The sequence below is a fragment of the Streptantibioticus silvisoli genome (genome assembly GCF_027947535.2).
GTDB classification, from domain to species: domain Bacteria; phylum Actinomycetota; class Actinomycetes; order Streptomycetales; family Streptomycetaceae; genus Streptantibioticus_C; species Streptantibioticus_C silvisoli.
The window spans coordinates 26735-40735 of the sequence record NZ_JAAGKO020000026.1; the positions used below are offsets into that span (position 1 = coordinate 26735).

Sequence of the window (14001 nt, forward strand, 5' to 3'; positions counted from 1 at the left end):
GGGAAGGAGCGGCACCGTGCGGGTGCTCGGCGTGGACCCAGGACTCACCCGGTGCGGGGTCGGAGTGGTGGAGGGCATGGCCGGCCGTGCCCTGACCATGCGCGGTGTCGGCGTCATCCGCACCCCCGCCGACCTGCCGGTGCCCGACCGCCTGGTGCTGATCGAACGCGGCCTGGAGAGCTGGCTGGAGGAGTACCGGCCCGAATACGTCGCCGTGGAGCGGGTGTTCGCCCAGCACAACGTGCGCACCGTGATGGGAACGGCGCAGGCCAGCGCCGTCGCCATGCTGTGCGCCGCCCGCCGCGGCCTGCCCGTCGCCCTGCACACCCCCAGCGAGGTCAAGGCCGCCGTCTCCGGATCGGGCCGCGCCGACAAGGCCCAGGTCGGCGCCATGGTCACCCGGCTGCTGCGGCTCGACGCCCCGCCCAAACCGGCCGACGCCGCCGACGCGCTGGCCCTGGCCATCTGCCACATCTGGCGCGCCCCCGCCACCAACCGCCTGCAACAGGCCGTCCTGGCCGCCAAGGAGTCCCGCACGTGATCGCCTCTGTCAACGGACCGGTCGCCGCCCTCGCCCCGGAAAGCGCCGTCGTCGAGGTGGGCGGCCTCGGCGTGCTCGTGCAGTGCTCGCCCGGCACCCTGGCCGGACTGCGGCTCGGCGAGGCCGCCCGCCTGTACACCTCCCTCGTCGTCCGCGAGGACTCCCTGACCCTGTACGGGTTCGCCGACGAGGACGAGCGGCAGGTCTTCGAACTGCTCCAGACCGCCAGCGGCGTCGGCCCCCGGCTGGCCCAGGCGATGCTCGCCGTGCACGCCCCCGACACGCTGCGCACCGCGGTCGCCACCGGGGACGAGAAGGCGCTCACCGCCGTCCCGGGCATCGGCAAGAAGGGTGCCCAGCGCCTGCTGCTGGAGCTGAAGGACCGCCTCGGCGCCCCCCGCGGCGGCGCCGTCCGCCCGGCCGCCGCCAACCGGCCCGACTCCTGGGCCGAGCAGTTGCACGCCGCGCTCACCGGCCTCGGCTACCAGCCCCGCGACGCCGACGAGGCCGTCGCCGCCGTCACCCCGCAGGCCGAGGCGGCCGGCCGGCCCGACGTCGGCGCCCTGCTGCGCGCCGCCCTGCAGACCCTCAACCGCGCCCGCTGACCGTAAGGCACACCCACGTGAACCCCTACGACCCCGCCGCCGACGACGACACCGACGGCACCGACCGGCTGGTCGGCCCGGCGGCCGACGGCGAGGACCAGGCGGTCGAGGCCGCGCTGCGCCCCAAGGACCTCGGCGAGTTCGTCGGCCAGGAGAAGGTCCGCCAGCAGCTCGACCTGGTGCTCAGGGCCGCCCGGCAGCGCGGCGCCACCGCCGACCACGTCCTGCTGTCCGGCGCCCCCGGCCTGGGCAAGACCACGCTGTCGATGATCATCGCCGCCGAGATGGGCGCCCCGATCCGCATCACCTCCGGCCCCGCCATCCAGCACGCCGGCGACCTCGCCGCGATCCTGTCCTCGCTCCAGGAGGGCGAGGTGCTCTTCCTCGACGAGATCCACCGGATGTCCCGGCCGGCCGAGGAGATGCTCTACATGGCGATGGAGGACTTCCGGGTCGACGTCATCGTCGGCAAGGGCCCCGGCGCCACCGCCATCCCGCTGGAACTGCCGCCGTTCACCCTGGTCGGCGCCACCACCCGGGCCGGCCTGCTGCCGCCGCCGCTGCGCGACCGGTTCGGTTTCACCGGCCACATGGAGTTCTACGCCCCCGCCGAACTCGAACGCGTCATCCACCGCTCCGCCGGACTGCTCGACGTCGTCATCGACCCGGTCGGCGCCGCCGAGATCGCCGGCCGCTCGCGCGGCACCCCCCGGATCGCCAACCGGCTGCTGCGCCGGGTGCGCGACTACGCCCAGGTGCGGGCCGACGGCCGGATCACCCGCGAGGTCGCGGCCGGCGCGCTGGAGGTCTACGAGGTCGACGCCCGCGGCCTGGACCGGCTGGACCGCGCGGTGCTCGACGCGTTGTTGCGGCTGTTCAACGGGGGACCGGTGGGACTGTCGACGCTGGCGGTGGCCGTGGGGGAGGAGCGCGAGACGGTGGAGGAGGTGGCCGAGCCGTTCCTGGTGCGCGAGGGGCTGCTGGCGCGTACTCCGCGTGGCCGCGTCGCTACTCCGGCGGCCTGGACGCATCTCGGTCTGACCCCGCCCGCGGCCGCTCCGGCCCGTGCGCAGCAAGGCTTGTTCGGCCCCTGACGGCGCGGGTACTCGCGGCCGGTGGAACCCGGGTGCCATGCTGGGCGTTGTTCCCAAGGTGTGGGTTCGCCTAGACTCCGCCGATGCCCTCTCTAAACGGACGGCGCGTCACCCGCACACACCCCCTGTAGTCCAGGCCGCACCCCCGGTGGCCATGCGAAGGAACCTCCCCGCTGTGAATACCACCATGCTCCTCCCCATCGTCCTGATCATCGGCCTGATGCTGCTGATGACCCGCTCGGCCAAGAACAAGCAGCGTCAGGCGACGCAGATGCGCGACCAGATGCAGCCCGGCTCCGGTGTCCGGACCATCGGCGGCCTGGTCGCCCGGGTCAAGGAGATCCGCGACTCCACGGTCCTGCTCGAGGTCGCCCCCGGCACGCACTGCGTCTACACCAAGCAGGCCGTCGCCACGGTGCTCAGCGAGGAGGAGTACGACCGGCTCGTCAACAACGACGTGCCGCTCACCTTCGACGACTCCGAAGAGGCCACCGTCGACGGTGCCGCCTCCGACGAGGAGCCGAAGAAGATCGACCTCGGCAAGTCCGAGCCCGCCGACGACACCGACGAGCCCGCCGTCATGGCGGCCGAGTCCGGCGTCCCGGCGCAGGTCCAGGAAGCCGGGAAGAAGTAGCGCACAGCTCCAGGTCATAGGCTCCGGAGTTCAACGCACACTGCGCGGCCGTACGACGGCTGATCCCCGTATCACCCCGTACGTACGGCACTTCGGTACGCCCTCATCATTCGTGGCCGTCCGGCGTGGCCTCGCCCGCCCGGAACGGTGTGGACAGGGAGAAACGAGAAGGTGGCAGCAGCCAAGAAGGGACGCAGGTCCCCGGGTGCCGACGGGTATCCCGGTCGTGCGCTGGCGATCATCCTGGTCGCGCTGGTCGCGCTGGCGTCGGCGATGTTCATCTCGAACAACAAGACACCCCGGCTGGGCATCGACCTGGCCGGCGGTACCGAGATCACGCTGACGGCCAAGAACAACCCGGGCCAGCCCAACTCGATCAACAAGACCAACATGAACACCGCCGCCGACATCATCGGCAAGCGGGTCAACGGTCTTGGTGTCTCGGAGGCGGGGGTGCAGACGCAGGGCAGCAAGAACATCGTCGTCGACATCCCCAAGGGCACGAACACCCAGCAGGCGGAGAAACTGGTCGGCACCACCGCCCAGCTGTACTTCCGCCCGGTGATCACCCTGGCGGCCGGCTCGCCGCAGCCCGCCACCACCCCCTCGCCGTCCACCTCGGGCAAGGCCACCCCCTCCGGCGCTCCCAGCGCGTCGACCAGCGGAAAGCCGGCCCCCGGGTCCACCGCCAAGCCGACCGCCACCCCGTCGGCCAGCGCCACCACCCAGGGCCGCGCGGTCACCAGCGCCCTCCAGGCGGCACCGGCCACCGGTTCCTCCGGCGCGCCCACCGCCCCGGCGATCACCGCGCCGACCCCGGCCGCGACCGCCACCGGCGCGGCCACCCCGCCGCCCAGCACCGGCAGCGGCACGACCGTGGCGCCCGACCCGAAGGCCGAAGCGGCGTTCACCGCGCTCAACTGCTCCAACAAGAAGCAGGCGGCCAACGCCGGCTACGGGGCCAAGCCGACCGACCAGATCGCGGTGTGCAGCCAGGACGGCAGCACCAAGTACCTGCTCGCCCCGGTCGCGGTCTCCGGCAAGGACGTCTCCAGCGCCCAGTCGGTCTACGACACCCAGACCGGCGCCGGCTGGATCGTCACCCTCGGGTTCGACTCCACCGGCAACAGCCAGTTCGCCAAGGTCACCGGCCAGCTCGCCAGCCAGCAGGCGCCGAACAACGAGTTCGCCATCGTGCTGGACAACCAGGTCGTCTCCTCGCCCTCGGTCTCCTCCGCGATCACCGGCGGCTCGGCGCAGATCTCCGGCAGCTTCACCCAGCAGTCCTCCGAGGACCTGGCCAACGTGCTGTCCTACGGCGCGCTGCCGCTGTCGTTCAACATCTCCACCGTCACCACCGTCTCCCCGCAGCTCGGCGGTGAGCAGCTGCACGGCGGCCTGATCGCCGGCGCGGTCGGCCTGGTGCTCGTGGTGCTGTACCTGCTGGCGTACTACCGCGGCCTGAGCTTCATCGCGGTGCTCAGCCTCGTGGTCTCCGCGGCGCTGACCTACGCGATCATGGCGCTGCTCGGCGCGGCCATCGGCTTCGCCCTGAGCCTGCCGGCGGTCTGCGGCGCCATCGTGGCCATCGGTATCACCGCCGACTCCTTCATCGTCTACTTCGAACGGGTCAGGGACGAGCTACGGCACGGCCGAAGTCTCGGTCCGGCGGTGCAGCGGGCCTGGCCCCGGGCCCGGCGCACCATCCTGGTCTCCGACTTCGTCTCCTTCCTCGCCGCCGCGGTGCTCTACATCTGCTCGGTCGGCGACGTGAAGGGCTTCGCGTTCACCCTGGGCCTGACCACCGTCCTCGACGTCGTCGTGGTCTACCTGTTCACCAAGCCGCTGCTGACGATCCTGGCCCGCCGCCCGTTCTACTCGGACGGTCACAAGTGGTCCGGTCTCAACCCGGAGAGCGTCGGCTTCAACGCGCCGCTGCGCCGGGTCCGCCGCCAGGCTCGTACCGAAGTCAAGGAGGCCTGATGTCCCGGCTCGGCAAGCTCAGCCACCGGTTGCACCGCGGTGAGCTGTCGCTGGACGTCGTCGGCAAGCGCCGCCGCTACTACGCGGTCTCCCTGCTCATCGTCGTCGTGGCGGTCGTCGGCCTGGCGGTCAACGGCCTGAACAAGGGCATCGACTTCTCCGGCGGCGCGTCCTTCACCACGCCGAAGACCTCGATCTCCATCGCGCAGGCCGAGAGCAAGACCAAGGCGCTGCTGACCGGCGACCACGACGTCGTCGCGCAGAAGCTCGGCACCGGCGGCATGCGCATCCAGGTCAGCGGGATCGACAACACCACCGCGAACAACGTGCGCGGTGACCTGGCGAAGGACCTCGGCGTGTCCGCCGACTCCATCTCGCCGCAGGTGGTCGGCCCCAGCTGGGGTCAGGAGGTCACGCAGAAGGCCGAACTCGGCCTGGTGATCTTCATGGTCCTGGTGGTCATCTACCTGGCCATCGCCTTCGAGTGGCGGATGGCCATGGCCGCCCTGATCGCGCTGGTCCACGACCTGGTCATCACCATCGGCGTCTACGCCCTGGTGGGCTTCGAGGTCACCCCCGGTACGGTCATCGGCCTGCTGACCATCCTGGGTTACTCCCTCTACGACACCGTCGTGGTCTTCGACGGCCTGAAGGAGACGACCCGCGGTATCACCGGCCAGACCCGGTTCACCTACACCGAGCTGGCCAACCGCAGCCTCAACATGACCCTGGTGCGTTCGATCAACACCAGCGTCGTGGCCCTGCTGCCGGTCGCCGCGCTGCTGTTCGTCGGTGGCGGGCTGCTCGGCGCGGGCATGCTCAACGACATCGCGCTCGCGCTGTTCGTCGGCCTGGCCGCCGGTGCCTACTCGTCGATCTTCATCGCCACCCCGCTGGTCGCCACCCTCAAGGAGGCCACGCCGGAGATGAAGGCGCTGGCCAAGCGGGTCAGGACCAAGCGGGCCAGGGCCGAGCGCGACGGGATCGACCTCGACGCCGAGGAACCGCGGGACGCCGCAGAGCAGGACGACGAGGACGAGCCGGCCGAGGCCGCCGCGGGCACGCTGGGCGGCCAGCGCCGCCAGCCGTCCTCCCGCGACCGCGGTCGCGGCCGTCCGTCCGGCAAGCGCCGCTGACCAGGGGAGGGGACCCACTGATGACCACTGTGGAAAGTACCGGGGCCGCACTGAGCGACCTGCTGCTCAGCCGGATCCGCGACGTGGCGGACTACCCGAAGCCGGGCGTGATGTTCAAGGACATCACCCCGCTGCTCGCCGACCCCGAGGCGTTCTCCGCCCTGGTCGACGCCCTCGCGGCGCTGTGCCGGGAACGCGGCGCCGACAAGGTCGTCGGCCTGGAGGCCCGCGGCTTCATCCTGGGCGCCCCCGCGGCGGCCAGGGCGGGCCTGGGCTTCGTCCCGGTGCGCAAGGCGGGCAAGCTGCCCGGCGCGACCTTCGGGCAGACCTACGAGCTGGAGTACGGCACCGCCGAGATCGAGGTGCTCACCGACGCCTTCGTCCCCGGTGACAAGGTCATCGTCATCGACGACGTGCTGGCCACCGGCGGCACCGCCGAGGCGGCGCTGGAGCTGGTCCGGCGGGCCGGCGGCGAGGTCGTGGGCCTGGCCGTGCTGCTGGAGCTCGGCTTCCTCGGCGGCCGCGACCGGCTGGCCAAGGCCCTGGGCGACGCCCCGCTGGACGCCCTGATCGCCGTCTGAGGCCCTCCTGAGGCCGCTGGACGCCCGCAGGAGCCCGCGCGGCGCCTGATGTCCCGTCCCCATCGCGGGGCCGCTCCGCACCCCGGAGCGGCCCCGCGAGTGCGTTCCCGGCCGGTATCCCGCCCGGTGCCCGCATGGCCCCGCGGGACGCGCCGCGCCGCCGTGCCCGGCACCTCGATACCATGGGAGCCGGACCCGTACCGGGACCGGACCCGTGGGATGGAGTGCCGTTGCCAGACGAGGCCCAGCCGCTCACCGCCAGGGATGCCAGCGATGGGGACCCGGCGGCGCCCGAGCAGGAGACCGCAGCGCCGCCGCAGGCCGAAACGCCGGCGGCCGGCGAAGCCGAGCGCCCGGCCGGGTCCACCGCCGCGCCCACCCCGGCGCCCGCGGCACTGACCCCCGTGCGGTCCGCCACCTCCTCCAGCCGGGTCCGCGCCCGGCTGGCCCGGCTCGGTGTGCAGCGGCAGAGCCCCTACAACCCGGTGCTGGAGCCGTTGCTGCGCATCGTCCGCAGCAACGACCCGAAGATCGACTCCGCCGGGCTGCGGCAGATCGAGCGCGCCTACCAGGTCGCCGAACGCTGGCACCGCGGCCAGAAGCGCAAGAGCGGCGACCCGTACATCACCCACCCGCTGGCCGTCACCACCATCCTCGCCGAGCTGGGCATGGACCCCGCGACGCTGATGGCCGGCCTGCTGCACGACACGGTGGAGGACACCGAGTACGGCCTCGACACCCTGCGGCGCGACTTCGGCGAGCAGGTCGCGCTGCTGGTCGACGGCGTCACCAAGCTGGACAAGGTCAAGTTCGGCGAGGCCGCGCAGGCCGAGACGGTGCGCAAGATGGTCGTCGCGATGGCCAAGGACCCGCGGGTGCTGGTCATCAAGCTCGCCGACCGGCTGCACAACATGCGCACCATGCGGTTCCTCAAGCGCGACAAGCAGGAGAAGAAGGCCCGCGAGACGCTGGAGATCTACGCCCCGCTGGCGCACCGGCTGGGCATGAACACCATCAAGTGGGAGTTGGAGGACCTGGCGTTCGCCATCCTCTACCCCAAGATGTACGACGAGATCGTCCGGCTGGTCGCCGAACGCGCCCCCAAGCGCGACGAGTACCTCGCCGTCGTCACCGACCAGGTCCAGCAGGACCTGCGGGCGGCCCGCCTGAAGGCCACCGTCACCGGCCGGCCCAAGCACTACTACAGCGTCTACCAGAAGATGATCGTACGGGGACGCGACTTCGCCGAGATCTACGACCTGGTGGGCATCCGGGTCCTGGTCGACACCGTCCGCGACTGCTACGCGGCGCTGGGCACCATCCACGCGCGGTGGAACCCGGTGCCGGGGCGGTTCAAGGACTACATCGCGATGCCCAAGTTCAACATGTACCAGTCGCTGCACACCACGGTGATCGGCCCCAGCGGCAAGCCCGTCGAGCTGCAGATCCGCACCTTCGACATGCACCGCCGGGCCGAGTACGGCATCGCCGCGCACTGGAAGTACAAGCAGGAGGCGGTGGCCGGCGCCTCCAAGGTCCGCAGCGACGCGCCCAGGTCGGCGAAGGCCGACGACGCCGTCAACGACATGGCGTGGCTGCGGCAGCTGCTGGACTGGCAGAAGGAGACCGAGGACCCCGGGGAGTTCCTGGAGTCGCTGCGCTTCGACCTGTCGCGCAACGAGGTCTTCGTCTTCACCCCCAAGGGCGACGTCATCGCGCTGCCGGCCGGCGCCACCCCGGTCGACTTCGCCTACGCCGTCCACACCGAGGTCGGCCACCGCACGATAGGCGCCCGGGTCAACGGCCGCCTGGTGCCGCTGGAGTCCACCTTGGACAACGGCGACCTGGTCGAGGTCTTCACCTCCAAGGCGCCCGGTGCCTCGCCGTCCCGCGACTGGCTCGGCTTCGTGAAGTCCCCGCGGGCCCGCAACAAGATCCGCGCCTGGTTCTCCAAGGAGCGCCGCGACGAGGCGATCGAGCAGGGCAAGGACGCCATCGCCCGCTCGATGCGCAAGCAGAACCTGCCCATCCAGCGGGTGCTGACCGGCGACTCGCTGGTCACCCTCGCCCACGAGATGCGCTACCCCGACATCTCCGCGCTCTACGCGGCGATCGGCGAGGGCCACATCACCGCGCAGTCGGTGGTCGGCAAGCTCGTCGAGGCGCTCGGCGGTGAGGAGGGCGCCACCGAGGACATCGCCGAGATCACCACCCCGCCGCGCGGCCGCACCCGCCGCCGCTCGGCCGGCGACCCCGGCGTCATCGTCAAGGGCGAGCGGGACGTGTGGGCCAAGCTGTCGCGCTGCTGCACCCCGGTGCCCGGCGATCCGATCATCGGATTCGTCACCCGCGGCAACGGCGTCTCGGTGCACCGGGCCGACTGCGTCAACGTCGACTCCCTCTCCCAGCAGCCGGAACGCGTCATCGAGGTCGAGTGGGCCCCCACCCAGTCCTCGGTCTTCCTGGTCGCCATCCAGGTCGAGGCGCTCGACCGCTCCCGCCTGCTGTCCGACGTCACCCGGGTGCTGTCCGACCAGCACGTCAACATCCTGTCCGCCGCCGTCCAGACCTCCCGCGACCGGGTCGCCACCTCCCGCTTCACCTTCGAGATGGGCGACCCCAAGCACCTCGGCCACGTCCTGAAGGCGGTCCGCGGTGTCGAGGGCGTCTACGACGTCTACCGGGTGACCTCCGGCCGCCAGCGCTGACCGGCCGGCCGGAGCCCGTCCCGCCGGCCGCCGGCCACCGCGGCCGCCAACCGTCCCGCACGACGGCCCGGCCCCGCACACGGCTCCGCCCCGGCACGGAACCCGTGCCGGGGCGGACGCCGGTGCGAACCGCGGGCGGCGGTGTCAGCCGCCGAACTCCTCCAGCCCCTTCAGCGCCTGGTCCAGCAGCGCCTGGCGGCCCTCCAGCTCACGGGTGAGCTTGTCCGCCCGGGCGGTGTTGCCCGCCGAGCGGGCCGTCTCGATCTGCGCGGACAGCTTGTCGACCGCCGCGCGCAGCGCCCCGGTCAGCCCCTCGGCGCGGGCCCGCGCCTCCGGGTTGGTGCGGCGCCACTCCGACTCCTCGGCGTCCTGCAGCGCGCGCTCCACGGCGTGCATCCGCCCCTCGACCTGCGGCCGGGCGTCGCGCGGCACGTGGCCGACGGCCTCCCACCGCTCGTTGAGCGAACGGAACGCCGCCCGGGCCGACTTCAGGTCCGAGATCGGCAGCAGCTTCTCCGCCTCGGCGGCCAGCCCCTCCTTCACCGCCAGGTTCGCGCCCTGCTCGGCGTCGCGCTCGGCGAACACCTCCGAGCGCGCGGCGAAGAAGACGTCCTGCGCGCCGCGGAAGCGGTTCCACAGCTCGTCCTCGGACTCGCGCTGCGCCCGCCCCGCCGCCTTCCAGTCCGCCATCAGCTCGCGGTAACGGGCCGCGGTGGCCGCCCACTCGGTGGACGACGCCAGCGACTCCGCCTCGACCGCCAGCTTCTCCTTCACCCGGCGGGCGTCGTCGCGCTGCGCGTCCAGCGACGCGAAGTGCGCCTTGCGCCGCTTGGAGAACACCGACCTGGCGTGGCTGAAGCGGTGCCACAGCTCGTCGTCGGACTTGCGGTCCAGCCGCGGCAGCCCCTTCCAGGTGTCCACCAGCGACCGCAGCCGCTCACCGGCCACCCGCCACTGCTCGCTCTCGGCCAGCTGCTCGGCCTCGGTGACCAGCTGCTCCTTGGCGGTGCGCGCCTCGTCGCCGGCCTTGGCCCGCTCCGCCTTGCGCTTCTCGCGACGCTCCTCGACCTGTCCGACCAGCTTGTCCAGCCGGGCCTCCAGCGCCGCCAGGTCACCGACGGCGTGCGCCCCGGTCACCGTGGAGCGCAGGTGGTCGATGGCGGCCGTGGCGTCCTTCGACGACAGGTCGGTGGTCCGTACCCGGCGTTCGAGGAGGCCGATCTCGACGACCAGGCCGTCGTACTTGCGCTGGAAATAGGCCAGCGCCTCGTCGGGGGAGCCCGCCTGCCACGAGCCGACCTCCCGCTCGCCGTCGGCCGTCCGCACGTACACGGTCCCCGTCTCGTCGACGCGTCCCCACGGGTCGCTGCTCACAGCGCCTCCTCCACGTGATGCCCGGCCGTCGCACGGGGCGGGCATCGTCCACAGTTTCTCCGGGCTGGGCTCGCCCGACCGGTCCCACCTGCCGCTTCGTCCGCCGAAGCCGGACCCGGCGGCGGCCGCCGGTGCGGGAACCCTCTACAACGCCAACATAGGCGAGAGGTGCCCCGGCTGTCCTGCCCCGGCCCCGGCGGATTTCCCCCGGGGCCGGGCAGGTGGTCACGAGGCGGTCATCGTCGCCTTGTTGATCACCACCGTGGCGTTGGGCGCGCCGTCGCCGGCGCCGGTCGACTCCCCGTCCTTGGCGATCTTCGCCAGCACCTTCATGCCGGTCGCGTCGATGGTGCCGAACGGGGTGTAACTGGGCGCCAGCGGGCTGTCCTTGTACACCAGGAAGAACTGGCTGCCGCCCGAGTGCGCCGAACCGGTGTTGGCCATCGCCACGGTGCCCGCCGGGTAGGTCACCGAACCCTTGGCGTTGGCCTTGCCGAACGCCTTCAGGTTCTCGTCCGGGATGGTGTACCCCGGGCCGCCGGAGCCGTTGCCCTTCGGGTCGCCGCACTGCAGGACGTAGATGTTGGCCGTGGTGAGCCGGTGGCACTTGGTGTGGTCGAAGAACCCCTGGCCGGCCAGGAAGGCGAAGGAGTTGACCGTGTGCGGCGCCTTCGCCGCGTTCAGCTTCAGGCCGATGTCGCCGCAGGTGGTGGCCAGCTTCAGCGTGTAGGACTTGCCGGCGTCGATGGTCATCGCCGGCTCGGTCTTCCACTGCTTCGTGGTGGGCGAACCGGCGGCCGGTGCCGCGCACGGGTCCGGCTTCGGCTTGCCCGTGGCGCTCGGCGACGGCGTCACCGACGGCGTCGGCGTGGCGCCCGCCGCGTCCGCCTTCGGGCCGGAGCTGTCGCCCAGGCCGGTCGAGGCCCAGGCCGCGCCGCCCGCCGCCAGGATGACGACGACCGCGCCGGCGATCCACACGTTGCGCTTGCGTGACTTGCTTCGCTGCCGTGTACGGCGTTGCTGCTGACGCTCGAACTTCTCGCGCGCGAGCTGGCGCCGCCGCTGCTCCTTGCTGACCACTTCAGCCTCTCCCCGGGTCCGGTGGAGCGCGAATGCCGCCATTCGCGTCGTTAGCCGGTGACAATACGGGTTGGCCCGGGTCGCGCGTGGGCCGGTAGGCTCACGATCACGGAAAAATTCCCGCGGGCCGGCCGCCGCCGGACCCGCCGGCGCCGCCTCGGCGGTCCGCCGCCGACCGAAGGACGAACGTGCTCATTGCCGGGTTCCCCGCCGGGGTGTGGGGCACTAACTGCTACGTGGTCGCTCCCGCAGCCGGCGAGGAGTGCGTGATCGTCGACCCCGGGCACAACGCGGCCCGCGGTGTCGAGGAGACGCTCGCCAAGTACCGCCTCAAGCCGGTCGCCGTCGTCGTCACCCACGGCCACATCGACCATGTCGCCTCGGTCGTCCCGGTCTGCGGCGCGCACGGCGTGCCCGCCTGGATCCACCCCGAGGACCGCTACATGATGAGCGATCCGGAGAAGGCCCTCGGCCGCTCCATCGGCATGCCGCTCATGGGCGAGCTGTCCATCGGCGAACCGGACGACGTCAAGGAGCTGACCGACGGTGCGGTGCTGCCCCTCGCCGGCCTGGAGCTGTCCGTCGCGCACGCGCCGGGCCATACCGGGGGGTCGGTGACCTTCCAGCTGCCCGAGACCGCCGACGTCCCGTCGGTGCTGTTCTCCGGGGACCTGCTGTTCGCCGGCTCCATCGGACGTACCGACCTGCCCGGCGGGTCCCACGCCGCGATCCTGCGATCGCTGGCCCGGGTGTGCCTGCCGCTGGACGACTCGACCGTGGTGCTCTCCGGCCACGGTGCCCAGACCACCATCGGCCGCGAACGCGCCACCAACCCCTTCCTGGGCGAGCTGGCCCGCGGCGACGGGCCCGGTTCGCCGGCCCCGCGACGAGGAATGTGACGAGAGAACCCCCGTTGAACACCTTCTCCGCCCCCAAGGGCACCTACGACCTGCTCCCGCCGGAGTCGGCCGCCTTCCTCGCGGTCCGCGAGGCGCTGGCCGCGCCGCTGAAGCGGTCCGGCTACGGCTACGTGGAGACCCCCGGCTTCGAGGACGTCAAGCTCTTCTCCCGCGGCGTCGGGGAGTCCACCGACATCGTGACCAAGGAGATGTACACCCTCACCACCAAGGGCGGCGACGAGCTGGCGCTGCGCCCCGAGGGCACCGCGTCCGTGCTGCGCGCCGCCCTGGAGGCCAACCTGCACCGCGGCCCGCTGCCGGTGAAGCTGTGGTACTCCGGCTCCTACTACCGCTACGAGCGGCCGCAGGCCGGCCGCTACCGGCACTTCTCCCAGGTCGGGGCCGAGGCGCTGGGCGCCGAGGACCCGGCGCTGGACGCCGAGCTGATCATCCTCGCGGTGGACGCCTACCGCTCGCTGGGCCTGCGGGACTTCCGGCTGCTGCTCAACTCGCTGGGCGACAAGGAGTGCCGCCCGGTCTACCGCGCCGCGCTCCAGGAGTACCTGCGCGGCCTCGACCTGGACGAGGAGACCCGCGCCCGGATCGAGATCAACCCGCTGCGGGTGCTGGACGACAAGCGCGAGCAGGTGCAGCGGCAACTGGCCGGCGCGCCGCGGATCAGCGACCACCTGTGCGACGCCTGCCGCGAGTACCACGACCAGGTGCGCGAGCTGCTGACGGCGGCCGACATCACGTTCGAGGACGACGTGAAGCTGGTGCGCGGCCTGGACTACTACACCCGCACCACGTTCGAGTTCGTCCACGGCCGTCTCGGCTCGCAGTCCGCGGTCGGCGGCGGCGGGCGCTACGACGGGCTGTCGCAGATGCTCGGCGGCCCCGAACTGCCCTCCGTCGGCTGGGCGCTGGGCGTGGACCGCACGGTGCTGGCGCTGAAGGCCGAGGGCATCGAGCTGCCGTCCGCCGGCCGCACCGACGTCTTCGCCGTCCCGCTGGGCGAGCAGGCCCGGCGCGCGCTGTTCGGCGTGGTCACCGAACTGCGCCGGCAGGGGGTGTCCGCCGACTTCGCCTTCGGCGGCAAGGGCCTGAAGAACGCGATGAAGTCCGCCAACCGTTCCGGCGCCCGGTTCGCCGTCATCGCCGGCGAGCGCGACCTGGCCGACGGCGAGGTCCAGCTGAAGGACCTCGAAAGCGGCGAGCAGACCTCCGTCGCGCTGGAGACGGTCGCCGCGACGCTGCGCGAACGGCTGCTCTGACCGGTCCGCCCGTCACGGGCCGGGAAATCCCCGGGTGTGCGTCAACTTACGCGGTGTTGACTCACCCTCCGGCAGGCTGGGTGATCGCTCCC

At 72.2% G+C, this 14001-nt stretch carries 12 protein-coding genes; 10 read left to right on the top strand and 2 right to left on the bottom strand.

From position 1 onward, the window contains the following. The first annotated feature begins 16 nt into the window (after nucleotides 1–16). The 8 genes from ruvC (at nucleotide 17) to POF43_RS18440 (ending at nucleotide 9282) form a co-directional block, all read left to right on the top strand. Complete coding sequence (gene ruvC / locus POF43_RS18405) at nucleotides 17–541, top strand: crossover junction endodeoxyribonuclease RuvC (protein ID WP_271313605.1); 525 nt, start codon at nucleotides 17–19, stop codon at nucleotides 539–541. Next, complete coding sequence (ruvA, locus tag POF43_RS18410; RefSeq protein WP_271313606.1) at nucleotides 538–1146, top strand: Holliday junction branch migration protein RuvA; 609 nt, start codon at nucleotides 538–540, stop codon at nucleotides 1144–1146. The genes ruvC and ruvA overlap by 4 nt, the downstream gene beginning before the upstream one ends. Before the next feature lie 17 nt (nucleotides 1147–1163). Beyond that, nucleotides 1164–2240, top strand: coding sequence for a Holliday junction branch migration DNA helicase RuvB (ruvB, locus tag POF43_RS18415; protein ID WP_271313607.1), 1077 nt, complete (start codon nucleotides 1164–1166; stop codon nucleotides 2238–2240). A gap of 175 nt (nucleotides 2241–2415) precedes the next feature. Continuing rightward, complete coding sequence (gene yajC, locus POF43_RS18420) at nucleotides 2416–2874, top strand: preprotein translocase subunit YajC (protein WP_271313608.1); 459 nt, start codon at nucleotides 2416–2418, stop codon at nucleotides 2872–2874. A gap of 171 nt (nucleotides 2875–3045) precedes the next feature. After that, nucleotides 3046–4857, top strand: a complete 1812-nt coding sequence (gene secD, locus POF43_RS18425; RefSeq protein WP_271313609.1) for a protein translocase subunit SecD — start codon at nucleotides 3046–3048, stop codon at nucleotides 4855–4857. Then, the gene (gene secF, locus POF43_RS18430) at nucleotides 4857–5993 is read left to right on the top strand and encodes a protein translocase subunit SecF (RefSeq protein WP_271322872.1); all 1137 of its coding nucleotides are present in this window, start codon (nucleotides 4857–4859) and stop codon (nucleotides 5991–5993) included. The genes secD and secF overlap by 1 nt, the downstream gene beginning before the upstream one ends. A 20-nt stretch (nucleotides 5994–6013) precedes the next feature. Further along, the gene (locus POF43_RS18435; RefSeq protein WP_271313611.1) at nucleotides 6014–6574 is read left to right on the top strand and encodes an adenine phosphoribosyltransferase; all 561 of its coding nucleotides are present in this window, start codon (nucleotides 6014–6016) and stop codon (nucleotides 6572–6574) included. Nucleotides 6575–6804: 230 nt separating this feature from the next. Then, a complete protein-coding gene (locus POF43_RS18440; protein ID WP_271313612.1) occupies nucleotides 6805–9282 on the top strand; it encodes a RelA/SpoT family protein in 2478 nt (825 codons plus the stop codon). A gap of 144 nt (nucleotides 9283–9426) precedes the next feature. On the opposite strand, the gene POF43_RS18445 is transcribed toward POF43_RS18440, so the two are convergent. Next, entirely contained in the window at nucleotides 9427–10656 is a 1230-nt protein-coding gene (locus POF43_RS18445; RefSeq protein ID WP_271322873.1) for a DUF349 domain-containing protein, read from the bottom strand. A 225-nt stretch (nucleotides 10657–10881) separates the two neighbouring features. Continuing rightward, complete coding sequence (locus tag POF43_RS18450; protein WP_271313614.1) at nucleotides 10882–11736, bottom strand: peptidylprolyl isomerase; 855 nt, start codon at nucleotides 11734–11736, stop codon at nucleotides 10882–10884. A gap of 188 nt (nucleotides 11737–11924) precedes the next feature. Between POF43_RS18450 and POF43_RS18455 the strand changes: the two genes are divergently transcribed. Continuing rightward, nucleotides 11925–12635 carry an MBL fold metallo-hydrolase gene (locus tag POF43_RS18455; protein ID WP_271313615.1) on the top strand — a complete coding sequence of 237 codons (711 nt, stop codon included), beginning with the start codon at nucleotides 11925–11927 and terminating at the stop codon, nucleotides 12633–12635. A 14-nt stretch (nucleotides 12636–12649) separates the two neighbouring features. Beyond that, nucleotides 12650–13909 carry a histidine--tRNA ligase gene (hisS, locus tag POF43_RS18460; RefSeq protein ID WP_271313616.1) on the top strand — a complete coding sequence of 420 codons (1260 nt, stop codon included), beginning with the start codon at nucleotides 12650–12652 and terminating at the stop codon, nucleotides 13907–13909. Nucleotides 13910–14001: the final 92 nt, after the last annotated feature.